The sequence below is a fragment of the Sphingobium sp. 15-1 genome (genome assembly GCF_013375535.1).
In the GTDB taxonomy this organism is placed as follows: domain Bacteria; phylum Pseudomonadota; class Alphaproteobacteria; order Sphingomonadales; family Sphingomonadaceae; genus Sphingobium; species Sphingobium aromaticivastans.
Map to the genome: position 1 here is coordinate 683,570 of NZ_JABXJG010000002.1, position 22,248 is coordinate 705,817.

Sequence of the window (22,248 nt, forward strand, 5' to 3'; positions counted from 1 at the left end):
TGGCGGGCAGACCATCCGATGAGGAAGATGATCATGCCCAAATTGACTGACCGGGAACGCCTTGCGGGCCTTGAGGCGCAACAGAAGAAGATCGCGCAGGATATCCTGGACACCCGCCGCACCCTGCGCGGCAAATATGCCGCCATGCTTGCCGATATGGAGATCGAGCGACTGTCGGAACGGGAGTGCCGCGAAATCCTTGTCCATGCGATCCGGGCGGGTGGCACGGCCTCGATCGCTGCTCTTAAAAGCCTCTCTGCGACACATCGCGCCGAACCCGACAAGCGCCCGTAGGGCGTCCCTGCGACGAGCACGGCGGAGCCGCGCGCAGGAGGCCCGCGCCGCATGGCGCGGCCTCGTCGACCGACGGGACCGGCGCTATCGCGGCGGTCCTTGAGGGCGACGAAAGGGTGGTGGAAAGGAAAAGAGCGGGACCGATCCGGGAGAAACCCGAACCGGTCCCGCTGTCCTTGGCGGGTTCAGTCGACCCAATGCGCAGGCCCTCCATAAAGGGTGAGCAGGATGGGATCGACGCCTATCGAGCGCATCACTCGTACAAGTTGCGCCTGGACCCCGCTACCCTCCGCAATGACGGCCTCGACCGGTCGCAGCCGGGCGATCTGGTCGTTGCGCACGAACCCCGCCCGATTGCCCCAGCGCCCCTTGTCGATGCCCAGCCTCACCACCGGTGTCCCGGTCCGGGCGGCCCAGGCTTCGGCGATGGCGTCCCCTCCGCATTTCTGCGCCGTGGTCAACAACACCATCGTCGGGCGCACCGCCTTGATCCGATCGAGGGCTTTCCAGATCGGCGTATAATCGGACCATTGGCTGCCACCGGAAAAGGCCACCAACGGGCCGTCGGGGTGATGCTGCCCAATCCGGCGTTGACGGCGCGCGGCGAGATAATCGGTGCCGTTGATGACGCTCGCGGTGCGCTTGGAGGATATCAGCGTGGCCTTTGGTGCTGACCAGGGCTTCCCGGTCTCATTGTGGAAGATGTCTGCCGCATGATCGCGCATGCAGGCCATTGCGTCGGATGCTTCGTCGAGAAAGGCGAGCAGTTCGTGCACCCGTTCCAGTTCGACGCTGTGGATCTCGCTGCCATCGGCGCGGCGGAGCAGGTCCTGCATGTCGCGCGTCGCCTTGTCCGCCTGGGCTGCCCACTGATCGGCTGCGCGGTGGAAGCTGTAGACCATCCCCCATGCGATGGTCCCCGCTGCGCTTTGCAGCCGGCTGTCCCGCAGCACGTCGAAAAGGGTCGTGACGATCAGTTCGATGGCGAGTTGGACCTGTGCCGGGTCGGGCATCTCGCAGGGCATTTCATCCTCGCCCTTCCCGATCCGCACCCCATCCAGATCTGATGCGAAGGCGGCGAGGAAGCTCTCGCTTGTCGAGTTGTCGTCGGCGGCGATGTGCGCCACGATCTCGGAGAAGGAGCGGATGGAACGGTTGGTCTTGGTCATGGGAACCTCCTTGTACTGAACCAAAAGAGGCTTTCCCTCGACACGGGCTTGCGCCGGCGGGGTCAAGGATCGTGGCGCAGCCACGACCGCGAAGCGGCGATGGGGGTCACGATTTTTTCTGGCGCGCGCCAGGCCTGACAGGGAGTGCCGCCGCCCGCCCGCCAGGAAAAATGGTGGGGCCCCGTCGTCCTTGAGGCCGCCGGTGTTCCCCGTGTAAACTTAACCCCGATGTTGAGAGAAGAGAGGAGGCTCGAGAATCGGGGGCTCGATGCCCCCGATTCTCGAATGGGTGCCTCTGGACGAAACCTCAAAAGGCGCGGGGCAGGCTCGATGCCTGCCTCGGGTCTTCGTCAAGCCTTGCGGCGGGCACCGACCTCGCCATCGGGCGGGATGTAAGCGGCGAAAGGATCGCCATCATTCAGATGACCGAAGGGGGTCATGATATAATCGCCGCGGTCCCTCCCGACTGCGCAGATCACGTAGCGCGGTTCACCCGTGGCGGCATCAGTGCATTCGAGCAGGGCAAGATTTCCATCGGCAGCTGCGCGCAGCAGCGTTTGGAAATTGCGGCGATAAGAATCTGGAATAGCCATGAACAACTCCCATGGAAAAGGGGACGGTCGCACCCGCGCCGTCCCCGATGATGTCTTATAAGGGCTACAATCAGCTGCGCCGCCTACGCCAACTGGCCTTCGGACGACCGACGTCTGCGGCGGGGGCCTGGTCCGCCTTGCGGAAGGCATGGATCGGAACGCTGGCCTTGCGCAGCGCCTGGTAGAGATTGGCCTGGATGCCGGACCCTTCGCCCAGCACGGCTTCGACCGGCTGCAATTCGACCATCTTGCGGTTCCGGGCGAAGGGCGCTTTACGCCCCGCTCCCGGCAAGGTGTAGGCGACAAGCGGAACCTGGCGGTCCCCCGCCCATGCCGCGACGATGGCATCGAACCCCTTCCGTTGGGCGGTCGTCACCAGCATCATATGCGGTATGCGTTCGAGAATGAGGTCGAGACGCTCCCAGATTGGTTGCCAGTCATGCCAGACGGCATGGCCCGAGGCGATCACGATCGGTCCCGTTGGCAGATAGCGCTCGCGGGCGGCGAGATCGCGAGCGCGCAGATAGTCCTGCACGGCGACCTGGGTTGCGCTCGATGCTTGCAGCGCGCGAGCCGAACGGGTCTTGCTACCCTTTGAAGGGGACCAGGGCCAGCCGGACTGGGCGCGATACATTTCGGCCGCATAGTCGCGCATACACTCGACCGCCTCGCGCTGTTCGGTGGTGGACTGGCAGAGGAGCTGCTTATCCTCCAGTTGCTGATTATAGACCTCGGAAAGGTCGGGCCTGTTCGCCATGTCGCGCAGTTCATCGGCAAGCGCATCCTCACGCCGTTCCAGCTTGTTAGCCACGAAGTGGAAGGAGTTGACGAAGCCCCAAGCGATCTCCGCGGCGAGCGGTTCAAGCCGCGTATCGGCGAGGAGGTCGAAGATGGTGGCGATCACCGCCCCGCACTCAGCCTGCGCCGCGAGCGGCTCGGGCATATCATGATCACCCGGTTCTTCGCCCGGCTCAACGATGGTGAGGGGTATGGGATCACCGAAGGCGCGCTGGAAATCGGAGCTGGCGGTGATCGCGGCATAGAGGCTCTTCAGGTCAGCGAGGCTGTCCACGCTGCGGGGATGAATGTCCGTCATGGGATATCTCCTCATGGGATGGGCAAAGAAAAAGGGCTGGAGAAGCAGCGCTTCCCCAGCCCGATTGCTGCGATGATCGAACCCTCAGTTGCGGAAATCGTCATCGAAATCGGCACCGGCGCCGGCTAGCTGGCCGCCCAGTTCCGCAGTGCTTGCGCCGAAGCCACCTTCGCCGCCCGGTTGATAGTCGGAACCGCCGCCGCCCATGCTGTCGTAATTGGCGGTGCCAAAGCCCGAACCGCCGAAGTCGGACCGGAGCGTGTCGCGCCGCCAGGCGATGGAGTAGCCTCCATTCTCGATCGGGAACAGCGCAATCGCCAGCGGTTCGGGGAGGCTCGGATCATCGATATTGCCGGCGAGGAAGACTTCTCCGGACCTTTTCGCGGTTGCCTCCCACAGCGCGCCCACCTGCACCCACCGCCGCGCGACGTTGAGGGCGATGACTTCATAGACGGGCGCCCTGGGGTTCATGCTATCGACCTTGCGCAGGCCGATCCGGGGGAGATCGATCGTGCGGGTGGCGAGACGGCCTTCGAGACGACCATTGACGAGATGAACTTCACCGATATTCATTGACTTGACCTTTCATTCTATCGCTCGAAACCCATTCCCGGCGACAAAAATCTCAGATCCCTCTCTTCTCTGGTCCCCGACCGTAGGGCCTGACGCATCCCTCTCGGCTCTGGCGTACGCCACCAAGCAACCGCTTCCCCCTTTTCGCGCATGTGCTGAACGCCCGACAATCTCGCGACCGCGATACCCTCTGGCCCAGCGCGGCAGGGATGACCGCCCGCCAGGGCCGAGACCCGCGCAGCGGGGCTCGGGGCGAAGCCCGTCAGCCCGGCGTCCGCGGAACGCGGGCGGCCGCCCATCCCCCTTACAAGCTACAAGACCAACTCCTGCACGGCTCCACGCAACGCGGACATAAGCCGCCGGCCATGCGCAAAGGAGAATGAGGGGCCATTTCTTCGCGATCGGCGCATAAAGTCGATTTCGAAATCATCCGGGTTTCGATCTCCATCGCGGCATGAGAGCATCGATATTCGCTGCCAAGCACTCGGACATCCCGTCAGCTGTGGTCATAGGTTGGCCAAGCCGATGATGGCGGTTCGTCGCGGTCAAATAGAACCCAGGACGCGTCGCCCTGAAAGGCGGCCTCAAGGATCGTCCAGAGTTCGCGTGACACACCAAGCGGCGGTTCGACTTCACCCAAAACCACGCAAGTGTGAACGAAAAAGCCGTAGAGATGAGGCTCGATCACCAGCGCGCCGTGGTCGACCACGACCCGGCCGCCTTCATTGCGGGGGGCATTCAAGATGAGTTGATCGATGGCGTTCCGCTCGGCCTTGGGCAGGTGGGCGGTAGAAACTGTCAACCGGCGCGCAAAGTTGACCCCCTATCGGCGCCCAACATTGACCCCCTTTTTGTGAGTGCCGGCGGTTATCCCGGTAGTCCATAGGAGGGACCCGCGGACGCCGCCGCGCGCCGTCAGGAGCGCTGGCGGCGGCGTCCGCGGGAGGTGCCTGTGGACCCACCGGGGTAACCGCCGGGGATGGGGGTCCGGGGGAAGGGGTTTTTCCTCGTCTCAGCTTCGGTTTTTGAACCGCCAGCTATCGTTGCCGGTCTCGATAATGTCGCAGTGGTGGGTGACGCGGTCCAGCAGCGCCGTTGTCATTTTGGCATCCTGGAAGACGCTCGGCCATTCGCCGAAGGCGAGATTGGTGGTGATGATCACCGAGGTCTTTTCATAGAGTTTGCTGATCAGATGGAACAGCATCTGCCCTCCTGAACGGGCGAACGGCAGATACCCGAGTTCGTCCAGCACCACGACGTCCAGGCGGGCCATCTGGGCGGCCAGGTTGCCAGCCTTGGCCTGCCGGGTTTCCTCCTCCAGACGATTGACCAGGTCGACAGTATTGAAGAACCGTCCTCTCGACCCGGCACGAACCACGGCAGCGGCGATGGCAAGCGCGAGATGTGTCTTGCCGGTGCCGGTGCCACCAACCAGTACGATATTGCGCCTTTCCGGCAGGAATGAACCGGCATGGAGTGAACGCACCAGGCTTTCGTTGATCGGTGTATCGGCGAACACAAAGCCGTCGAGATCCTTGATGGCCGGCAGCCTGGCCGCAGTCATGCGGTATCGGATCGAAGCGGCTTCTCGATGCGCGCCTTCAGCGCGGAGCAGGTCGCCGAGCATCTCCATGGCGGTCCGGTCACGACGGACGCCGTTGGTAACGGCATCGTCGAACGCGGCGATCATGCCCTTTAGGCCCAGCCCCTTCAGGGCTGCCAACATCTCATGCCGCTGCATCGAGGCCTCGCACCATGTCATAACGCGCGCAGTCGGCGATGGGCGGATGCTTGAGCTTCAGATCGACCAGGACGCTGATGGCCTGGGTGGGCTGGGGTTCGCGTCGGCGCGACAGGATGTTGAGGATCACTTCGTCATTGGCCGTACCCGCCATCATAGCTTCGCGGACGGCAGCTTCGACCGCCTCCAGCCCATCTTCGGGCACTGCTGCCAGCACCCGGACGAAGCGCCGATCTGCGTCATCGCTTTTGCCCAGCTTGCGGCGCAGTTGGGCCAGGGCCGGCGGAAGATCCCAGTCCTGGAAGGGAGCGCCGTTGCGCAATGCTCCCGGCTTGCGGATCAGGACCGGCAGATAATGCCAAGGGTTGAACGCCGTCTGGTTGCGGCCGAACACGCGAGCATGCTCGGCAACCGCTTGGCCTGCACAACGGATGACGATCCTGTCGGCATAGGCGCGCAGTTGCACCGCCTCCCGGGCCGCACTCGCCATGACCGAGTATCGGTTGCGATCGAAGCTCACCAGGCAGGTTGCGCTCGCCACATGTTCGCTCTCGAAGAAGCCGTCAAAGGGCGTGGCCAATGACTGCAGCGAGGATCGTTCCATCTCCAGCGCCTGCGCAATGGTCATGTCTTCCAGATCTGGATGGGCATAACGCTCGGCCCACCGTCGGCACTCGGCCTCCAGCCAGGCGTTCAGCTCTTCGAGGCTGGCAAAGCGCAACCGGGGCTTGAACAGCCGCTCCCGGCTGGTCTGGACCTGGTTCTCGACCTGTCCCTTCTCCCAGCCTGCCGCCGGGCTGCAAGCCACAGGCTCGACGCCATAATGATCCGTCATGATCAGGAAGCGCCGGTTGAACACCCGCTCCTTGCCGGTGAACACGCTCGTCACCGCGGTCTTCATGTTGTCGTAAATGCCGCGCGTCGGCACCCCGCCAAAAAAGGCAAAGCCCCGGGCATGCGCGTCAAAGAGCATCTCCTGGGTCTCGCGCGGATAGGCCCGCACATACGGCGCCCGCGACCAGCACAACCGCATATGAGCTACCTTCACCCGCATCGGCTTGCCGGCGATCTCCACGTCCTCGTGGCTCCAGTCGAACTGATAGGCCTCACCCGGCCGGAACATGAGCGGGATGAACACCTTGCTCATATCGCCGCCGTCGGTCCGGCGTTCGCGCTTCCAGCGTGCCGCATAGCGCCGAACCGCATCGTAGGAGCCGGTGAAACCCTCACGCTCCAGAAGATCGTGTATCCGTGTCAGCCGTAGCCGATCACGCCGGGGCCGTTCCTCGTTCTGCACCAACAACTCGTCCAGCCGTTCGCGAAATGGCCCGGTCTGCGGTCGAGGCTGCTCCTTGCGTTCGTAGCTGAAATCCGCCTCCGGCGCACGGATCGCCTTGCGCACCGTGTTGCGCGACAACCGTAAATCACGCGCGATCTCTTTGATCGGCTTACCTTCCCTGTGCTCCCTGCGAATCTTGGCAATAGTCTCCACAATCAACATCCCCATCCTCGCCGCCTGGAAGTCCAAGCCGCGACGCCTCACACTCTGGAATGATGGGGGTCAATTTTAGACGCCGATCACCCCGCTAAGGGGGTCAATTTTGCACGCCGCTCCACACTCATCGAGGCGCGCGAGGCGATGATCGGCACGATGATCGCGGCCATGCCAGATGCGCACCGGCATTTCCTGATCGGCTTCAAACAGGGGGAACCGGATTGGTCGTTACTGGACGTGCCCAACGCATCGACTCTGCCCGCAGTGAAGTGGAAAATGCACAATCTCGGCAAACTCTCCCCCGAACGGCGCCACGCCCTCGTAGAGAGGCTACGAAGCGTGCTGTTTCCCGAGTGAATGCCGTCCACGGCATGTCGAAGAACGGAGGAATTGGCGCCGGACGCAGTTCCATACAGCGCGCCCTTCAATCTTGTTTGAGCTCGTTTCGTTCGCCACGATGTGCCAACATTTCCCGAAGATAAAATGTTCTCGGTCTTTGATTGGCGAGTCGTGCACATGACACCGGAAAATCGTCAGACAGTGCCTATTCTGCTGAGCGATCTCATCGACGCGCTCGAATTTGTCAGCACTTCCCAATATGACGAACATCACGCCTATATTTGCAGGCAATCGGGCCGCATCCTTTTTCTGGCCGACAGCGTCGACATGGACGATGCGGCGGAGTTGCCTGACGATCCGGAGGCCGCAGGCTATATCCTGGTGCCCCATCGACGCGACCTCGACCTTGGGAAAAAGCTGGCGCTCGCATTCGCCGCCGAGGAACTGCCAGAAGCACAGATGGACGTACGGGACATTTTCAGCCGGAAAGGCGCCTACAGGCGTTTCAAAAATCTGCTCGAGGCGAAGGCCGTGCTTGAAAGATGGTATGCCTATGAAGAACGCGCGGTCGAAGCGGCCATGTGCCGATGGTGCGACGATGTTGGCTTGACCTGGACCCGCGATACCCATCCAGATGAGACAGGCAGGAGTTGAGCGGAGAATGATGCCGCGCATATCATGCGACGAATGCCATAGCGGCGTTCCAGACTTCGAAATAACGCATTTCGGGAGCCTCGAGGCCGGTTACCGGGATCTTTGCAGCCGCTGCACGAGGAGGTCGCCCGCCGGAACGGGCTGACCTTCACCCATATCGCCTTCCTGCCAATGGAATTGCTCGATGCGAACGGGGCCGGGCATCGGTTCCATTTTGTGCTGCGGCTCCTTGGCATGATGCTGTCGCTTGAGGCTGTCGAAGTCAAAGGCGGAAGACGGGAAGGCTACGAATTCCAGGTGCATGGCGCCGCAGACGCCGATCCGCTTGATCTCATGACGCGCCTGCTCGAACGGATGCGGCATGATCTTGCCACGACCTACCTGGTCGAAGGCGATCTGGGTTTGTCCATTTCGGGAACGACCGTCCGAGGCCAACTCACTTGCGACCCAGAATCCGCCGATTATATGCCGGTGCTGATCATCGATGGGCGGGAGGTGAGTTGGGAGCAATTTGGTCGCATGCTCATGACCTTTGAGGGATGGCGAATCCATCTCGAAATCCAGGACCCCAGCGAGGAAGTCTGAGAGTATCGGTCTTCAATGATCCAATTCCATGAACCGCAAATATCGTGCATGGTTGGGAACGATCAGGCAGCCGCTTTCAAATCGGAAAGCGGGATCATGAGCGTCATCTCGTTGGTGGGTGATTGCAGGAAACCGCACGCCAAGTAAAATTGCTTCGCGTCATCACTGATTGCATGGACGATCATGCCACGGACGCCGACAAGGTCAGCGGCGGCAATCACCCGGCGGCCGGCGTCGCGGATGAGAGCCCTTCCAAAACCTTTGCCGTGTATGGACTGGTCGATCGCCAAACGAGCCAGAGTTATAACCGGAATGGGATCTGGCATATTTCGGCGGAAGCGGCCTACGGCCTCCGCACAGGCGATCGAACTGGAGGCCAGCGAATAATAGGCGATGACGCGCGCGTCATCGCACAGGACGAAAGTTCTGCTGGCTCCGCTTTCATGATTGGCACGCGCGCGGCGCCTTAGCCAATCGTCAAGCGAAGCCGTGCCGGAGGTGAATTCGTCAAGCAGATGACCGTCATCGAGCGGCACCGGAGCGATGAGCGTCACTGGGACTCCCAGGGCGCGGGCGTCTGCATGGTTTTGCGAAGCTGCTCATTCGCTTGCGCGGGGCGGTCGAGCATGGCCAAAAACTCGCCATAGGCTTCGGACGATACAGAAATGACACGTTGGTCGAGGATGGCATCCTCGGCAGCCTTCCTGGACGCAGCAATCATGAAGTCGGAGCGCGTGCGGCCAAGCATGTTTGCCGCCCGATCGATCAGGGACTGCGTGTCCTTTCGAACACGCAGATTGACGGCCTGAAGTGGCGTTTCCGAGGAGGCGGTGGTACGTGGCATGCCCTTGATCCTTTAAACCTCTCCCTACCATGAAAGATACACGGTGTGTATCTATTATTTTGGAATGCGGGATCGCAGACGAATTTCCGGATCGGGAATGGTAAATTTCGGCATTTAACGGCGATGAACGGCGCGTTGCCGAGCGGCCGGACTGATCCCGTTTGGAATGACATCACTCATACTCACGGTACTGGCGAAAAACAGGCTTAGCGGCGCTGCGCTAGCCACCGTGAGCAGAAATGGTGTATTATACACCACCCGACAAATTCGAGCTTGCTTCAAGGCGTTAATCGCGCAAACTAGGCCCGCTTCCGGGAAAAGAACGGAAGTGGGGCGTGGAAACCCTTCTGGATTGCTCGGTCACAGATTTCTGGGGCCGGGTGGCATGCGCGCATGTCCAACCGGCAACGGTAAAGGCGCATGCGCCTGTTCCAGACAGGTTTCCAACATCCGGCTTAGGCCGTCGCCCCGAGTGGACATAGGTGCGACGAATGAGCCAGGGCCAATCACGACCGGCGCGGGACCGGTCTAATCCGGGAATATTTCCCTTTCACGACGACCGCTGCGGGAAGCCATTCCTGCGATGCGGTGCGCATATGATGAGAATGCCGTCATGAGCGTCTCTCCCCAACGACGCGCGTCCCTCGACGATGACGACGCAAATAGCGCAGCCCCTCCCACCCATGATTTTGCAGACGTGTACCGGCGGGAAAAGCCCCGTCTCCTTCGCTATTTCCTGCAAAAGCTGGGAAATCGCTCGGATGCTGACGATATGGCGCAGGAAGTAATGACTAGGTTCCTGGGCGCCACGCCTCCGGTCGCGGTGGTAACCCCGCGGGCCTATATCACCCGCATCGCCACGAACATGCTGCGGGATCGCGCCGAACGGGGATCGACGCGCCTGTCGCAGCTGTCGGTATCCCTCGACGAAGGATTGCACAAATCCAACGACATCGACCCGCATCGTGAAGTCGAGGCGCGGCAGGAGATCCAGCGCTGGCGAGCGATCTTGCGGCAACTGCCGCCGCGCACCCTGGAAATTTTCCTTCTCAATCGTGTCGAAGGCTATAGCTATCGGGAGATAGCGACTGATCTGAGGCTCCCCTTGTGGAGGGTGCAAAAGCATATGTTGAAGGCCATCCGGCATATCGCCGCCAATATGGGAGGCGATCATGAATAAACTCTCATGGTGGGATCGCCGTGCCGCTTCGCGATGGCTTATGAAAATGCAATGCGACCCTGACAGGCATCGCGCGGGTCTCCGCCGGTGGATGGCAGCCAAGGATGGCCGTCAACATTTCTATGAAAAATTGTCGGCCAGCGTCGGCGTCGCAGCCGGCGCCGCGGCCGTTGCGCCCATGCATGTCGAGAAGGGCGTCGCGCAAATGCCAGGATGGCGGCCTGCGCTTGCCGCGGCAACCGTCATGACCCTGATCACCGCCGCCCTGGTCATGATGTTCTTCTACGCCCCATTCGCGCGCACGGATGCTCTGGGCGGCGGCAAGCTCGCAACGAGGATCGGCGAAGTACGCAAAGTCCGGCTGGAGGATGGATCGACGCTCATCCTCGACACCGGAACGAGCATCAATGTCGATCTCTCGGCGGAGCAACGTGTTGTAAGCCTGGAACGCGGGCGGGCAAGGTTCAGGATCGCGCATGATGCCGCGCGACCGTTCATCGTGCGCTTCGGCCAGAATGAAATCCTGTCCCCCGGCACGATATTCGATGTGACCTATGGCCATCGTATCGCCATTCATCTCCTTGAAGGAAGCGCCGACGTGAAGGTGCATGGATGGCGTTCCAGTGCTCGCTCCGAGCGACTCTTTCGTCTCCATCCCGGGGAGCAATTAGCCTTCCTTGATGGACAAGCCATGTCGCCTTCTGTCATGTCCGCAAAACCTACCGACGAGCAATGGGTCAGCGGCGTGAAAGATCTAGATGATGTTCCGATCAGCGAGGTAATCGCCGAAGCCAACAGTTACAGCACGACGCAGATCGTGCTCGCTGATCCAGGGCTTGGCAGCCGGGAGATATTCGGCTCGGTTCACATCCGCGACATTGACGCCGTGGCGGAGGCAATTGCCGCATTCCTGGAGGCGAGGATCGATCGTTCCCATCCAGGAAAATTGATCATCACCAAATAAATTTTAGCCAAGCCAGCTTCAACTTTTCCTTCCCCCGTCTTTTCCCGTTTGCCCTGTCCAAGAAGGGCGCAGCGAAAATGATGGGGGAAGCATCATGGGTTTCGGCAAGACGGGATTTCTGATTGGCGCAGCGACCGCCCTGGTCGCGATAAGTCCGCATGTCCTGGCTCAGGACAGCGAAAAGCGATCCTATGATCTTCCGGCGCAGGATCTGAAATATGCGCTTCGTGCCGTTGCCCGCAAGGACGGCTATCAACTGATAGCGGATTCAAGAGCACTTCGGGGCAAGCAGGCAAAAGCCCTCAAGGGCGCCTATACAGTCAGCGAGGCTGTCAGCCTCCTTGTCGAGGGCAGCGACCTCATAGCGGAAGTCCGCAACGGTTCGATCTTCGTTCGGGGGCGAGGCGAACCATCGCGGGAGGCGATAAACGGCACGGCGGAAAATAATATCATCGTCACCGGGTCGCGCATTCGCGGTGGCGCAAGCGCGTCGCCCGTGATGACCAGGACACAGGATGATATTCGCACAGCCGGACTTTCCAATCTCGGCGATTTCGCCCGCAGCCTGCCTCAAAGCTTTGCCGGCGGGCAAAATCCCGGGGTCACGGTCGGCGTGGGAGGTATCAGTAACGAGAATGTAAGCTCCGCTTCCAGCCTCAATCTTCGCGGACTTGGTCCCGATGCCACGCTGACACTACTGAATGGCCGACGCATCGCCTATAATGGCGTGGCGCAGGCCATCGATATTTCCTCCATTCCCCTGGGCGCGGTCGATCGCGTGGAAATCATCACCGATGGTGCTTCTGCCGTTTACGGTTCGGACGCGGTCGCTGGCGTCGCCAATATCATCCTCAAGCGCAGCTATGATGGAATGGAGGCATCCGCCCGATTGGGCGCGGCAACCGATGGCGGCGACGAGCAGCAGCAATATAGCGTGGTGGCGGGAAAGACCGGACGCAATCTCGGCTTCATGTTCACCTATAGCTATGACCGCAGCACGGCCATAAAGGCCGGCGACCGTTCATTCACCAACAACGCCTTTCCCAACACGACCATTCTCCCGGCCATGAGACAGCATAGCATAGTGGCGACCGGATATTGGGAACCCACCGACCACCTCACCATCAGCACCGACGCGCTTTTCAGCAATCGTCATTCCATCACCATTCAGCCGCTTATCAGCAACGATTATCGGGATCGAGGATATCGCCGGACACCGCGGAACCAATCCTGGTCAATATCCCCAAAAATAGAATGGAAGCTGCCCGCCGACTGGCTCGCCACATTCATGGGTACCGCAGCACAGGACAAGCTTGAAATCAACTCGCGCCTCTACACAGCAGGTCTGCTGAATTTCGCCTCGGTCGGCAGCTATACCAACAAGTCCCGCATATTGGAGATGAACCTGGAGGGCGCACTCGTCGATCTGCCGGCTGGCGACTTGCGACTCGCCCTCGGTGGCGGCTACCGATCGAACAGGCTGATCGCCGATCTCCAGACGGAAAGAGCGACCGGGACAACGCCTACGGTACAATTTTCAAAAAATCGCAGCAGCTATTACCTCTTTGGCGAAGCCGCCATTCCGATCGTGGCGCCAGAGCAGGACATTGATTTCATTCATGCGCTGTCTCTCAGCGCCGCAGCGCGCTATGAAAGCTATTCGGGCGGAATGGGGCATGTCACGACGCCCAAATTGGGACTCGTCTACGCCCCGTCGAAAGATATCAATCTCAAATTTTCATGGGGCCGCTCGTTCAAGACACCGACGCTCTACCAACAGTTTCTCGATTATACGGCGCAGTTGGTGCCGATCAGTGATTTTGGCGGCAGTGCCTACCCCGCTTCAGCTACGGCGCTCTACATCTCTGGTGGCAATGCTGATCTCAGGCCCGAGCGGGCCACCACAATGGCCGCGACGTTTGAGATACATCCGGCCGCGCTGCCTGGGCTTAAGATGAGCACAAGCCTCTTCCACATCCGTTACAAGAACAGGATCGCCACGCCGATCGCCTCGACGACCGGTCTATTGTCCAACCCCGCCTATCAGTCCCTGGTCAACCTTAGTCCCACCGAGGCACTCATCGAAGCTTTCATATCGGGATCTCCCACAGGTCTTACGAACCTCACCGACGCGCCTTTCAATATCGACAATGTGGCGGCTATCGTCGACAGCCGATACGTCAATATCGCCCAGCAGACAGCGAAAGGGATCGATCTCGACATAAGCTATTCTGTCAGATTGGCCGCTGGGGATATGATCCATCTGACGGGAAATCTGACCTATCTCGAGAGCCGCCGGAAAGTCACTCCCGTATCCGCCGCGGTCGATGCGGCCGGCACCTTGTTTTTCCCGCCGCATTGGCGCGCGCGAGGGGGCGCGGACTGGTCTCATGGCGGTTTCAGCCTGGGGATATTCGGCAATTATATCGGCGGAATCAAGGATCAACGGCTGATGGCCGCCTCATCGATCGACGGCATGACCACCGTCGACATGTCCGCGCGATACCGCACCTCCGATGACAGCGGTATCCTCAACGGAATCGAAATCAGCGCTGCAGCACTCAATATCTTCAACGACAAGCCGGATCGGATCCAGACGACAGCTCGCTACTATCCGACCTTCGACTCCACCAACTATTCCGCAGTGGGGCGCTTCATCAGCCTAACGGTGACGAAGAGGTTTCAATGATCCGCGCGATCAAGGGTCTGACGCTTTCGACAGCAGCGCTGGCCTTTGCCGCCGGCACGCCCGCCCTTGCCGACGTGCCGGCGGATTGCAGCGATCTGAAACCGGATGCCGTCTCCCACGAAACAGACACCCAGCAGGCGATCACGCCAGAGAAGCTGCTTCGACTGCGGGATGTAGGACTGCCCGCCGCCGCGGCCGTCTCCAGGCACGGGGCGATAACCGTTTCGCCAAACGGGAAATTGGTCGCCTTTCAAATCCGTCGCGTCGATCGGACGGCGAGTGCCTATTGCCTCGGCATGTTCGTCACAGCCCTCAACGGCGCGCATAGACTGATCGCGATGGACAGAGGCGGCGAACTCATCCGGATGACGATCGAGCGGACCGGCATTACCCGTTTCCCCACTGGGGTACCCCAGCTCATCACGCCACATTGGTCGCCCGATAGTCGCTGGATTGCCTATCTCAAACGCATCAATGGCGTGACACAGATATGGCGCGCCCGGGCAGACGGCCAAGGCGCCGAGCAGCTTTCCTCTTCGCTGGACGACATAGAGGATCTGGGGTGGTCGCCCGATGGAACGACGATCATTTTCGCGAGCCGGCCGGATTATCGCAAGATCCAGCAGCAGATCGACGAAGAGGGCGAGGCCGGCTTTCATTATGATGCCCGGTTCGTTCCCAAGGCAAGCCCCCGGCCCTTTCCTTATGCCCCCATCGATCGCGCCTATCTTGCAATCGATGTCGTATCCAGGGCGGCCCGTCCCGCCACGCACGAGGAAATCAATCTGCTGCAACTGCAGAACGACAGAGCAAAACCGGTCGGCGCCAATCTCTTCGCGCACGGCCCAGGCGGCGCACGCGCCTGGACCGCCATTCGGCCATCGAGCGGCTACATGCCCCAATTTGATCTCCATGTCGTGCTTGCATCGGGAGAGCAGTTCAATTGCCGCTTTGACACTTGCGAGGGCATCGTAGGCCTATGGTGGCCAGTGGGCGGCTCGAGCCTCCTTTTCCTGCGCCGGGAAGGCTGGGGTAACAGCCAGCTCGGTCTGTACCGATGGAAACCAGGCCCTGCCAGGAGACCGGTTAGGCTGTTCGTGACAGACGATATGTTGGCAAGCTGCGAACTGGTGGGTGAGCAGCTGCTATGCCTTCATGAAGCCTCCAACCAGCCGAGCCGGCTTGTGTTCGCCGGTCTTGACGGGCATCTGGAGCCGGTGGTCGACCTCAATCCGGAGTTCAGGGCGTTGACGTTCGGACCCACCCGCCGCCTGAAATGGCGCAATGCCTTTGGCGTCCAAACCTTCGGCGATCTCGTCTTGCCGCCCGACTATGACGGGAAGCGACGGCTCCCCCTCATCATCGTCCAATATGACAGTCGCGGATTCCTGCGCGGCGGCACGGGCGACGAATATCCGATCCAGCCGCTCGCAGCGCGCGGTTTTGCGGTATTGAGTTTCGAACGACCGCGCTTCACCGGGTTCGCTCGCCCCGCGAAGGATGGTGATGAATTGTTCCGGCATAATCTGGAGGGATGGTCGGATTTGCGCAGTGTCCTCTCATCGCTCGAAACCATCACCGATCAGCTTGTCACGCAAGGGATTGCCGATCCCGCGAGAGTGGGCATTGCTGGCCTCAGCGACGGCACAAGGAACATCCAATATGCGTTGGTCAACAGCGACAGGTTCGCGGCAGCTTCCGTCAGCAGTTCCTTCGAGGAGCCGGGCACCTTCCTGCCTCTCGCCGGCCCGGCCGGTGCGAACAGCTATGTCGCGTCCGGCTATCCCCGGATGGAGGAGATGGCACCGGATTTCTGGAATTGCTATTCGCTGGTAAGGAATGCCGCGCGTCTTCGCACGCCGGTCCTCATGCAGCTTTCCGATGATGAATATCTGGGGGCACTGGAACCTCTCGCCGCCTTGCAAGACAAGGGCATTCCCAGCGCGCTCTACGTCTTTCCTGGCGAGCATCATGTCAAATGGCAACCGCGCCATCGTCTCGCCGTCTATTACAGGAATATCGCCTGGTTCGAACATTGGTTGATGCCGGATCATCCCTCTTCGCTTGCCGCCAAATGGCTACCAGCCGACATCGCGCCATCGACTGTGCTTTCTCGCGCGAGGGGAGACGTCGCCGCACCGGTCCAATGCCGGGCCCAGGCCTCCGCATCCGCGAGCGCCAGCAGGCGCAGATAGTCATCATCGCGCTGCGGCCCCTCATAGGCCAGATAGGCCGACACCGCTTCGCGATCGATCACATGATGCTCCGCCAGCAGACCATCCAGCAGCATGTCCCGATATTGGCTTCGGTAGGTATCGAGCAGTTCAATACAAAAAGCGGACGGACCGCCCTTCCGGACCCGGCGCATATTATCATCGCCAAGAATCTGGCGATAGGCCTGGCGGGCAACCGCTCGGTTGATCCCGCCCGAAATCCAGAGCCAGCTGGGAATGGAAAGGCAGAATTCGACAATGGGCTGAGACAATAGCGGACAGACCAGTTCCAGTTCATCGTCCCGCGCATAGCCCTCGGTGAACCGCTGCACCCGCGTCGCCCATATACCATGGATGATGCGGCCACGAGCAAGACCCGCCGGCGCATCAAACCAGGGATGCGCGTCGAACATTTCCCGGCTCGCATCGCGCGCGACCAGGAATCGGTCTTCTATCTTCATGGCGATGGCCGCCGGCGAACTACCCCTCTTGCGGCGGAGGGCGGACAGCACCTGCGGAATGCTGCTGTCGGTCATGCGGCAAACATCGGCGAGGGTTTGTAGCAGGCCGCCGCGAGCGCCCCGCGTTTCCCAACGGTCCAGAATTGGCGTCACATTCTGCATGAAGCAGAATACCGCATCACCGCCATTCCCACGAAACAGGGTCTTGCTTCCCACAGCGCGCGCAAGCTCAAGGAGGATATGGTCATAGCTCTGGAGAAAGGGTTCGCCCGTGGGCCGCGCCTGATGCGCGGCGCTGGGACGCGCCGGATCGACATGCCGGGCAGCATAGAGTGCGCTGTCGAAGGGCAAGCCAAGCCTCAGGCATACCCCGCGCGCATAGCTACGTTCATCGCCATCGGGGTGACTGGTCGCAATGCTGATACCATGGGCGCCAAATTCGACCTCGCGCAGTGCCGCGGCGATGATCGATGAATCGAGTCCCCCAGAGACACCGATCAAGATAGGGCTTGCCGTGGATCGGCCCAAAGCTTTGATGCATTTTTCGGTGATGTCCCGCAAGCGAAGCGCCGCCTGATCCAGGCCCCCTTCAAATCTGCGGGCGGCATGCTTCCATGGTGACCATAGCGATGTTTCCGTCGCCATCGCTCCCTGCCAATCCAGCACGAATCCCGGCAGCAATTCCCTTGCACCGACCAATGCCGTCGAGGGGGATCGCTGATTGGGATATCGGAACTGATGGAGAATATAGTCATAATTGACCGCGGCGCGCAACAAGCCTGCGGCAACGAGCAATCCGACATCCGATGCCGCCGCGTGGCAGCCGTCCCGGCTCACATGGTAGCAGGGCAAGCCGCCTGAAGGATCGCGCAGGATCTGTGCGCCTTCGTTTCCATGCTTCACCGCGACATATTGCCCCCATCCCTGCTCGAGCAGATCGGACAGAGGGGCCGTTCGCTCATTGCCATCGGTCCATTTCGCGAGGTCCATCGGCCGGAAGTCAGTTTGCGAAAAAATGCGCCCGATGCCGATGAGGTTCACCCCTTCGACAATCTGCACAGGCGTGTCGTTCGACAGGAAGAGCATGAGTTGGTCGGATTGCCAGGCAAGCTTCAGTCCCCGGCGACCGACAGACGCGGCAATGGTACGCCGCCGGTCCGAACAATCGATGCTGGCGATGAGATAGCGCGCCGCCATCACAGGCTCACTATCGGACTGAACGTCCGAATCCGCTCAACCCGATCGTTCAGAAGGAGATCCCCTCGCTGGACCCAGGCATGAGCGGAAAATGGGCTGGCCGTAACGCCAAGCACGAGCGAGGCAGCAATATTGCGACGGCGCAGCAGTCTTGCAAGGGCAAGAGACCGAACGAGGCATTGGTCCGCCCCGGTCATGATAAAAGCCGATTGCGCGAAAGCCCATCCCAGGCGGTTCGCGATTTCACCAGCCCTCAGAGGTTCACAGGCCTTCACCGGCGATGCGGCGACCTCCTTTGCGAGGCAATGCATGCCATGATGCCGCAAGTCCCGGCAAGCCTGCCACTGCGACCAGGCCACGCGCGCGGTCAAATAGCTGCTTGCTCGTTGGGGTCGCTCGTCGAGAAGGGATCTGATCGGCATTATGGGTACTGCGCGAAGGGATTCCTCCGCGGCTTTCTCCGATGGCTCGATTAGCCGGGCATCTCGCAGCCGCTGCACCTCGCGCAGGTTGATGGAGCCGTTCTCTCCCCGAACGATAGTACGAAATGCCCGATTCCAGGTCGAAGGAATCGTGAAATACCGGCCAGACGACACATCCAGAAAGATGATATGCTGACCAAGATCAGAAAAATGCAAATTCTCTCGCAAAGCGTAAGTCATCGCCACCTCGGATCGTGATGGGAGGGCACGCATAGCCTATGTGTGCCCTCCCGGGTCGGATCACTCGTCCAATATACCCATGCCGGTCAGGGGCGACTGGTCCACATCGCGCGCCTTGCCCTCGATCCCCTTGGTCTGCTCGACAGCCGATCCGAGGTCGATCAGCGCTTCATTCCGTTCGAAGTCACGTTCCATGATTGCTTCCTTCAGATACCGCTTGATTGCGGCCTGATGATTTTAGGGCAGGATGAAGAAACGGCCGACCATATACGTTCCCAATTTGACAACATATATGCTGGACATTGCAGAGTGATTGTGATTCTCGCCACGATAATAGCTGAATGATACGGATTTCCGTTCTCATTCTATGAATCCATTCTTCATCATGGCCGAAAAAATCGTCTCTACGTTCAACAAACGTCGGCGATGATAATGCCAAAGGGCCGTTCTGATGGAATGTTTGTTCCTCGAACGCACGAGATTCCATAGGGATTCCAACTCGGAAAGACACCGCGGCAGCACATTTTCATGGATCCGAATCAAGTGCAGCCGCGCTTCCAGGGCAAGGACAGCGTGGAGATGTTCCGGATTATGCGAACATGCCGCCAATGACGCGAAGAGCTCATCAGCCAGGTTCGCCAGATGATGATGTTCATCGCTTGTCTTACCTTGATCATAGACCGGAAACTCGCCGATCTCGATGGGGTCATTGATAGCGCGAACAATGATACGAAGAAGATCGCCGTGCCAGGCATAAAAACAGCTTATGCGGTCATGCGTGAGAGGAGGAACGGCAAATCCCCCTCCGCCTTGCATCTCGAGAAGACGTTCGCCGACCATGCGCAATATTGCGTCGCGTACCGGAGAGACACTGGTTCCAGCGCTATCAGCAATCTGGCTCAGTATAAGAACTGCTCCTGGGCGCAATTCTCCTACCATGATTTGCCGCTTCAATTCGCGATAGACGCGATCGGCCGTAACAGCATCGGGCGACATGGCGCTCAGGCCTCCCTGTCGATGCCCTCATCCGTAAGTGGAATCGGGATTGAACGGAGGAATGGTTTCAGACGATAGCTCGCAATAAACTCGATGCATCCAGCCTCCAGTTCATGCATGTCCTCATCGAAAATCTGTCGTGGAAAGTGCATCTGATGCTCCAGAAACAACATTGGCAAGAGGAGATGCGATGCCGACAATCCAAGACCGTGCGCGCACCGCAAATGGTCGTCGAGCCGGGACTTGGGACTTCCCGATTCGACTTCCCGGAGCCAGCGTTCACCCATCCCAACCTGGGCTGCCAGCTGCTTCTGCGTCATGCGCTTGTCCCGCCGCCTTTCCTCGATGCGGCGGCCCGAGATCTGTTTGACCTCGGCTAGAATAGCGGCGCGGCTACCCGGCCGCCTGCTCTGAGTCGACATCATCAGGTTCTCCCTGAATGTTCCTCAAAGCTTCCATGCACATTCCGACTGTTTCAACTTGTTGTGTGAAACCCTCGGTGCGTCAAATATTATCGTTCTCATTTTGGGAGCAATTACCGTCAGGCTCTTCGATGACCAAAGCCTGATCCTGCTCACTTATCTGCCAGAAGATCGCTCATTCGGCTATACGCCGCTCGCAGGGTCTTGTCCTCGCTGGCGGCCATGAGCGCGATACAGGCTGCATAAAGGGCGTTCTTTGTTGGCCGATCGCCAAGATGATCCGATCTTTCCAGGCGATCGCTGATCTTGCCCGCGATTCGCTGCAATCGATCGGACGCCCCGACAAAATGCTCCCTTTTCCCGATCAGCCGTCGCAAATGGGGGAGTTCGAGTTCGGCAGCAATCTCCGATGCATCCGACGCTTCCGCGATCAATATGGCTACATACAGTGTCGAGCCATAGGAAATCAGGCTGTTCGCGAGTTTTGCCAGACGTGCATGGCAAACCAGGAAGAGATCGGTGCCCTCAGGCGAAAGGCATAGTTTGTACGTTCTCGATTGGCGTTCTGTCATGATGTCTCCCTCATCCGATTCGAGGTTGGTACTCATGATGATGACGACCCGAACGGAGAATAAAGCCGATTTTTGACAAGGAAAGCGGCATTTATATGCCGCTTCCGGAAGATGAATGCCGCAATCGGCACAACAGTGCCCTGCCCCTTGCGCGCCTTTTCAAGCTGTGAACAACTCGTCTCACGGTCGATGACTGGGAAGCATGTTCCGGCAATTTGTACAGAGCTTCCGTCCACCGATCCCGCCCTCAAAAAAAGGCGTCCGAGAGGATTTGCCGCTTGCCTGGAGTACCGTCATGGTCCAATCTCCGCCTGTCCTTGACGCCTGCCTGAGCCTGGCGCTCGCCGCAAACCCGGCGAGCGCAAAACCACTCCGCTTGGCTTCGACGGATCTGCCCGACCGACTGCGCATCATTCAGGCGAGCGACGCATTCCAGATCGTTGCCCTCCCAGCTGCCGAACCGGCATTCACGCCGCCCGGCAGCGCAATGGCCGTCGGCAGCAGCATCCGCATCGATGCCGATATTGCTCGCGCGATCACGCAGAACAGCGGAGGCACGCAATGAGCCGCCGGATGAGTTTCTCACAGGCGGCCGGCGCGGCCCTGCTCCTAGGCGTCAGCATCGGCGGCGCCCAAGCCCAGGCAAAGCCCGACGATGTGCAGCTGCTGCAAAAAGCGGCGCCGGACGCCGAGCAGAAGCTCCGCCAGAGCTTCACCAACCTTCAGTTCGAGGGGTTCGAGCCAGCGCCGGTCAAGGGGCCGATCTACCAGGCAAGCGCGGGCAGCCGCATGCTCTATTATGCTCCGGAGAGCGAGCATATCCTTTTCGCGACGGTCTATGACCGCAACGGCGTCAATGTGACGGCGCTGGCCCAGGATGCGCGAGCGCAGCGGCAGCTTGCCGCGATCGATCCCAAACAGGCGCTGGAGATTGGCCCAAAGGACGCGCCTTCGGTGATCGAATTCACCGATCCCGATTGTCCCTATTGCCGCGCGCTCGATCGCTTCTGGACGGCCAAGGCAGCGGAAGGAAAGCCCGTGCGGCGCCTTGTCTATTTCGTCTCAGGCATCCACCCCGAGGCCGCGACCAAGGCGGAACATATCCTCTGCGCGCCCGACAGGGAGGCCAGCTTCAAGGCCCTCTATGCCGGCGCGAAGCCCCCTGCCCTGCTGACATGCCCGGAAGGTCGCGCCAAGGTGGAAGCCGACGCGGCACTGGTGAAAAAGGTGGGCGTCAGCGGTACGCCGACCCTCATCGTGGGCGGCAAGATCATCTCGGGTTTCGACCAGGCGGAGATCGAGGCGTTTCTCGGACAAGCCTATGCGGCGAAGGCGTCCACCCATGCGCAGCGCTAACCCTTCCCCTTATCTGGCGGCTGCCTGGACCGCGCGGCGTCCCGCGTGGACCATGCGGAACGGAATGCCGGCGATCGCGGCCCTCAGGAGCCGTCCGACACGATCATCGGCAGCCTACGAGGTCCCTCGCCGGCACATATCCCAAGCGGACGG

At 60.3% G+C, this 22,248-nt stretch carries 24 protein-coding genes and 1 pseudogene; 9 read left to right on the forward strand and 16 right to left on the reverse strand.

Annotation, left to right across the window (positions count from 1 at the left end):
- The first annotated feature begins 33 nt into the window (after positions 1-33).
- A complete protein-coding gene (locus HUK72_RS19305; protein ID WP_066563959.1) occupies positions 34-294 on the forward strand; it encodes a hypothetical protein in 261 nt (86 codons plus the stop codon).
- Between the two features lie 185 nt (positions 295-479).
- Here the strand turns inward: HUK72_RS19305 and HUK72_RS19310 are convergent, their stop codons facing one another.
- The 7 genes from HUK72_RS19310 to istA all read right to left on the reverse strand — a co-directional run bounded on the left by HUK72_RS19310 (position 480) and on the right by istA (position 6,967).
- On the reverse strand, positions 480-1,463 hold the full coding sequence (locus tag HUK72_RS19310; protein ID WP_066563153.1) for a DUF2493 domain-containing protein: 984 nt from the start codon (positions 1,461-1,463) through the stop codon (positions 480-482).
- A gap of 350 nt (positions 1,464-1,813) precedes the next feature.
- Positions 1,814-2,056, reverse strand: a complete 243-nt coding sequence (locus HUK72_RS19315; RefSeq protein ID WP_066563154.1) for a DUF6117 family protein — start codon at positions 2,054-2,056, stop codon at positions 1,814-1,816.
- A 70-nt stretch (positions 2,057-2,126) separates the two neighbouring features.
- Positions 2,127-3,152 carry a DUF2493 domain-containing protein gene (locus tag HUK72_RS19320; protein WP_066563157.1) on the reverse strand — a complete coding sequence of 342 codons (1,026 nt, stop codon included), beginning with the start codon at positions 3,150-3,152 and terminating at the stop codon, positions 2,127-2,129.
- Between the two features lie 84 nt (positions 3,153-3,236).
- Positions 3,237-3,725 (reverse strand): DUF736 domain-containing protein, encoded by a 489-nt coding sequence (locus HUK72_RS19325; protein ID WP_066563159.1) that lies wholly within the window; start codon positions 3,723-3,725, stop codon positions 3,237-3,239.
- Between the two features lie 496 nt (positions 3,726-4,221).
- On the reverse strand, positions 4,222-4,527 hold the full coding sequence (locus tag HUK72_RS19330) for a hypothetical protein (protein WP_176598280.1): 306 nt from the start codon (positions 4,525-4,527) through the stop codon (positions 4,222-4,224).
- A gap of 210 nt (positions 4,528-4,737) precedes the next feature.
- Positions 4,738-5,466: an IS21-like element helper ATPase IstB gene (istB, locus tag HUK72_RS19335; RefSeq protein ID WP_176595381.1), complete on the reverse strand. Its 729-nt coding sequence runs from the start codon at positions 5,464-5,466 to the stop codon at positions 4,738-4,740.
- The gene (istA, locus tag HUK72_RS19340; protein WP_176597709.1) at positions 5,453-6,967 is read right to left on the reverse strand and encodes an IS21 family transposase; all 1,515 of its coding nucleotides are present in this window, start codon (positions 6,965-6,967) and stop codon (positions 5,453-5,455) included. The genes istB and istA overlap by 14 nt, the downstream gene beginning before the upstream one ends.
- Before the next feature lie 138 nt (positions 6,968-7,105).
- On the opposite strand from istA, the gene HUK72_RS19345 reads away from it, so the two are divergent.
- Both HUK72_RS19345 and HUK72_RS19350 read left to right on the forward strand, forming a co-directional pair.
- Complete coding sequence (locus HUK72_RS19345) at positions 7,106-7,318, forward strand: hypothetical protein (protein ID WP_176598281.1); 213 nt, start codon at positions 7,106-7,108, stop codon at positions 7,316-7,318.
- A gap of 126 nt (positions 7,319-7,444) precedes the next feature.
- On the forward strand, positions 7,445-7,954 hold the full coding sequence (locus HUK72_RS19350) for a UPF0158 family protein (protein ID WP_066563229.1): 510 nt from the start codon (positions 7,445-7,447) through the stop codon (positions 7,952-7,954).
- 90 nt (positions 7,955-8,044) lie between these two features.
- On the opposite strand, the gene HUK72_RS27040 is transcribed toward HUK72_RS19350, so the two are convergent.
- From HUK72_RS27040 to HUK72_RS19365, 3 genes are all read right to left on the reverse strand, one after another.
- Positions 8,045-8,506: a hypothetical protein gene (locus HUK72_RS27040; RefSeq protein WP_218036175.1), complete on the reverse strand. Its 462-nt coding sequence runs from the start codon at positions 8,504-8,506 to the stop codon at positions 8,045-8,047.
- 95 nt (positions 8,507-8,601) lie between these two features.
- Positions 8,602-9,093, reverse strand: coding sequence for a GNAT family N-acetyltransferase (locus HUK72_RS19360; protein ID WP_066563237.1), 492 nt, complete (start codon positions 9,091-9,093; stop codon positions 8,602-8,604).
- Positions 9,090-9,383: a DUF1778 domain-containing protein gene (locus tag HUK72_RS19365; RefSeq protein ID WP_066563239.1), complete on the reverse strand. Its 294-nt coding sequence runs from the start codon at positions 9,381-9,383 to the stop codon at positions 9,090-9,092. Before HUK72_RS19365 ends, HUK72_RS19360 begins: the two co-directional genes overlap by 4 nt.
- A gap of 613 nt (positions 9,384-9,996) precedes the next feature.
- Here HUK72_RS19365 and HUK72_RS19370 point away from each other — a divergent pair.
- From HUK72_RS19370 to HUK72_RS19385, 4 genes are all read left to right on the forward strand, one after another.
- Positions 9,997-10,563 (forward strand): RNA polymerase sigma factor, encoded by a 567-nt coding sequence (locus HUK72_RS19370; protein ID WP_082749196.1) that lies wholly within the window; start codon positions 9,997-9,999, stop codon positions 10,561-10,563.
- Between the two features lie 91 nt (positions 10,564-10,654).
- A complete protein-coding gene (locus HUK72_RS19375) occupies positions 10,655-11,527 on the forward strand; it encodes a FecR family protein (protein WP_176598283.1) in 873 nt (290 codons plus the stop codon).
- Positions 11,528-11,621: 94 nt separating this feature from the next.
- Positions 11,622-14,216: a TonB-dependent receptor gene (locus HUK72_RS19380; protein WP_087574120.1), complete on the forward strand. Its 2,595-nt coding sequence runs from the start codon at positions 11,622-11,624 to the stop codon at positions 14,214-14,216.
- Positions 14,213-16,411, forward strand: coding sequence for an Atxe2 family lasso peptide isopeptidase (locus HUK72_RS19385; RefSeq protein ID WP_066563248.1), 2,199 nt, complete (start codon positions 14,213-14,215; stop codon positions 16,409-16,411). Before HUK72_RS19380 ends, HUK72_RS19385 begins: the two co-directional genes overlap by 4 nt.
- Positions 16,412-16,425: 14 nt before the next feature.
- Here HUK72_RS19385 and HUK72_RS27335 read toward each other — a convergent pair.
- The 6 genes and pseudogenes from HUK72_RS27335 to HUK72_RS19410 form a co-directional block, all read right to left on the reverse strand.
- Positions 16,426-18,087, reverse strand: a pseudogene (locus tag HUK72_RS27335) (asparagine synthase-related protein); the annotation flags it as partial.
- A complete protein-coding gene (locus HUK72_RS19390; protein WP_066563250.1) occupies positions 18,087-18,749 on the reverse strand; it encodes a lasso peptide biosynthesis B2 protein in 663 nt (220 codons plus the stop codon). The pseudogene HUK72_RS27335 and the gene HUK72_RS19390, both read right to left, overlap by 1 nt.
- A 60-nt stretch (positions 18,750-18,809) precedes the next feature.
- Complete coding sequence (locus HUK72_RS19395; RefSeq protein WP_140404536.1) at positions 18,810-18,944, reverse strand: benenodin family lasso peptide; 135 nt, start codon at positions 18,942-18,944, stop codon at positions 18,810-18,812.
- A gap of 165 nt (positions 18,945-19,109) precedes the next feature.
- The gene (locus tag HUK72_RS19400; protein ID WP_082749158.1) at positions 19,110-19,745 is read right to left on the reverse strand and encodes a GntR family transcriptional regulator; all 636 of its coding nucleotides are present in this window, start codon (positions 19,743-19,745) and stop codon (positions 19,110-19,112) included.
- Between the two features lie 5 nt (positions 19,746-19,750).
- The gene (locus HUK72_RS19405) at positions 19,751-20,170 is read right to left on the reverse strand and encodes a helix-turn-helix domain-containing protein (protein WP_066563261.1); all 420 of its coding nucleotides are present in this window, start codon (positions 20,168-20,170) and stop codon (positions 19,751-19,753) included.
- 149 nt (positions 20,171-20,319) lie between these two features.
- Positions 20,320-20,739 carry a hypothetical protein gene (locus HUK72_RS19410; RefSeq protein ID WP_066563972.1) on the reverse strand — a complete coding sequence of 140 codons (420 nt, stop codon included), beginning with the start codon at positions 20,737-20,739 and terminating at the stop codon, positions 20,320-20,322.
- Between the two features lie 202 nt (positions 20,740-20,941).
- Between HUK72_RS19410 and HUK72_RS19415 the strand changes: the two genes are divergently transcribed.
- Complete coding sequence (locus HUK72_RS19415) at positions 20,942-21,304, forward strand: hypothetical protein (protein WP_176598284.1); 363 nt, start codon at positions 20,942-20,944, stop codon at positions 21,302-21,304.
- Positions 21,305-21,312: 8 nt separating this feature from the next.
- Entirely contained in the window at positions 21,313-22,095 is a 783-nt protein-coding gene (locus HUK72_RS19420; RefSeq protein WP_176598285.1) for a DsbC family protein, read from the forward strand.
- Positions 22,096-22,248: the final 153 nt, after the last annotated feature.

Excerpts from the sequence above, each read along its gene's own strand:
- HUK72_RS19405 (WP_066563261.1), bottom strand. The coding sequence starts at position 20,170 with ATGATGTCGACTCAGAGCAGGCGGCCGGGTAGCCGCGCCGCTATTCTA.
- HUK72_RS19415 (WP_176598284.1), top strand. The coding sequence starts at position 20,942 with ATGTTCCGGCAATTTGTACAGAGCTTCCGTCCACCGATCCCGCCCTCA.
- HUK72_RS19395 (WP_140404536.1), bottom strand. The coding sequence starts at position 18,944 with ATGGAACGTGACTTCGAACGGAATGAAGCGCTGATCGACCTCGGATCG.
- HUK72_RS19400 (WP_082749158.1), bottom strand. The coding sequence starts at position 19,745 with ATGTCGCCCGATGCTGTTACGGCCGATCGCGTCTATCGCGAATTGAAG.
- HUK72_RS19350 (WP_066563229.1), top strand. The coding sequence starts at position 7,445 with ATGTTCTCGGTCTTTGATTGGCGAGTCGTGCACATGACACCGGAAAAT.
- istA (WP_176597709.1), bottom strand. The coding sequence starts at position 6,967 with ATGTTGATTGTGGAGACTATTGCCAAGATTCGCAGGGAGCACAGGGAA.
- HUK72_RS19325 (WP_066563159.1), bottom strand. The coding sequence starts at position 3,725 with ATGAATATCGGTGAAGTTCATCTCGTCAATGGTCGTCTCGAAGGCCGT.
- HUK72_RS19310 (WP_066563153.1), bottom strand. The coding sequence starts at position 1,463 with ATGACCAAGACCAACCGTTCCATCCGCTCCTTCTCCGAGATCGTGGCG.
- HUK72_RS19410 (WP_066563972.1), bottom strand. The coding sequence starts at position 20,739 with ATGACAGAACGCCAATCGAGAACGTACAAACTATGCCTTTCGCCTGAG.
- HUK72_RS19375 (WP_176598283.1), top strand. The coding sequence starts at position 10,655 with ATGGCAGCCAAGGATGGCCGTCAACATTTCTATGAAAAATTGTCGGCC.
- HUK72_RS19315 (WP_066563154.1), bottom strand. The coding sequence starts at position 2,056 with ATGGCTATTCCAGATTCTTATCGCCGCAATTTCCAAACGCTGCTGCGC.
- HUK72_RS19390 (WP_066563250.1), bottom strand. The coding sequence starts at position 18,749 with ATGACTTACGCTTTGCGAGAGAATTTGCATTTTTCTGATCTTGGTCAG.
- istB (WP_176595381.1), bottom strand. The coding sequence starts at position 5,466 with ATGCAGCGGCATGAGATGTTGGCAGCCCTGAAGGGGCTGGGCCTAAAG.
- HUK72_RS19385 (WP_066563248.1), top strand. The coding sequence starts at position 14,213 with ATGATCCGCGCGATCAAGGGTCTGACGCTTTCGACAGCAGCGCTGGCC.
- HUK72_RS27040 (WP_218036175.1), bottom strand. The coding sequence starts at position 8,506 with ATGGATTCGCCATCCCTCAAAGGTCATGAGCATGCGACCAAATTGCTC.
- HUK72_RS19305 (WP_066563959.1), top strand. The coding sequence starts at position 34 with ATGCCCAAATTGACTGACCGGGAACGCCTTGCGGGCCTTGAGGCGCAA.
- HUK72_RS19345 (WP_176598281.1), top strand. The coding sequence starts at position 7,106 with ATGATCGGCACGATGATCGCGGCCATGCCAGATGCGCACCGGCATTTC.
- HUK72_RS19420 (WP_176598285.1), top strand. The coding sequence starts at position 21,313 with ATGAGTTTCTCACAGGCGGCCGGCGCGGCCCTGCTCCTAGGCGTCAGC.
- HUK72_RS19380 (WP_087574120.1), top strand. The coding sequence starts at position 11,622 with ATGGGTTTCGGCAAGACGGGATTTCTGATTGGCGCAGCGACCGCCCTG.
- HUK72_RS19320 (WP_066563157.1), bottom strand. The coding sequence starts at position 3,152 with ATGACGGACATTCATCCCCGCAGCGTGGACAGCCTCGCTGACCTGAAG.
- HUK72_RS19370 (WP_082749196.1), top strand. The coding sequence starts at position 9,997 with ATGAGCGTCTCTCCCCAACGACGCGCGTCCCTCGACGATGACGACGCA.
- HUK72_RS19365 (WP_066563239.1), bottom strand. The coding sequence starts at position 9,383 with ATGCCACGTACCACCGCCTCCTCGGAAACGCCACTTCAGGCCGTCAAT.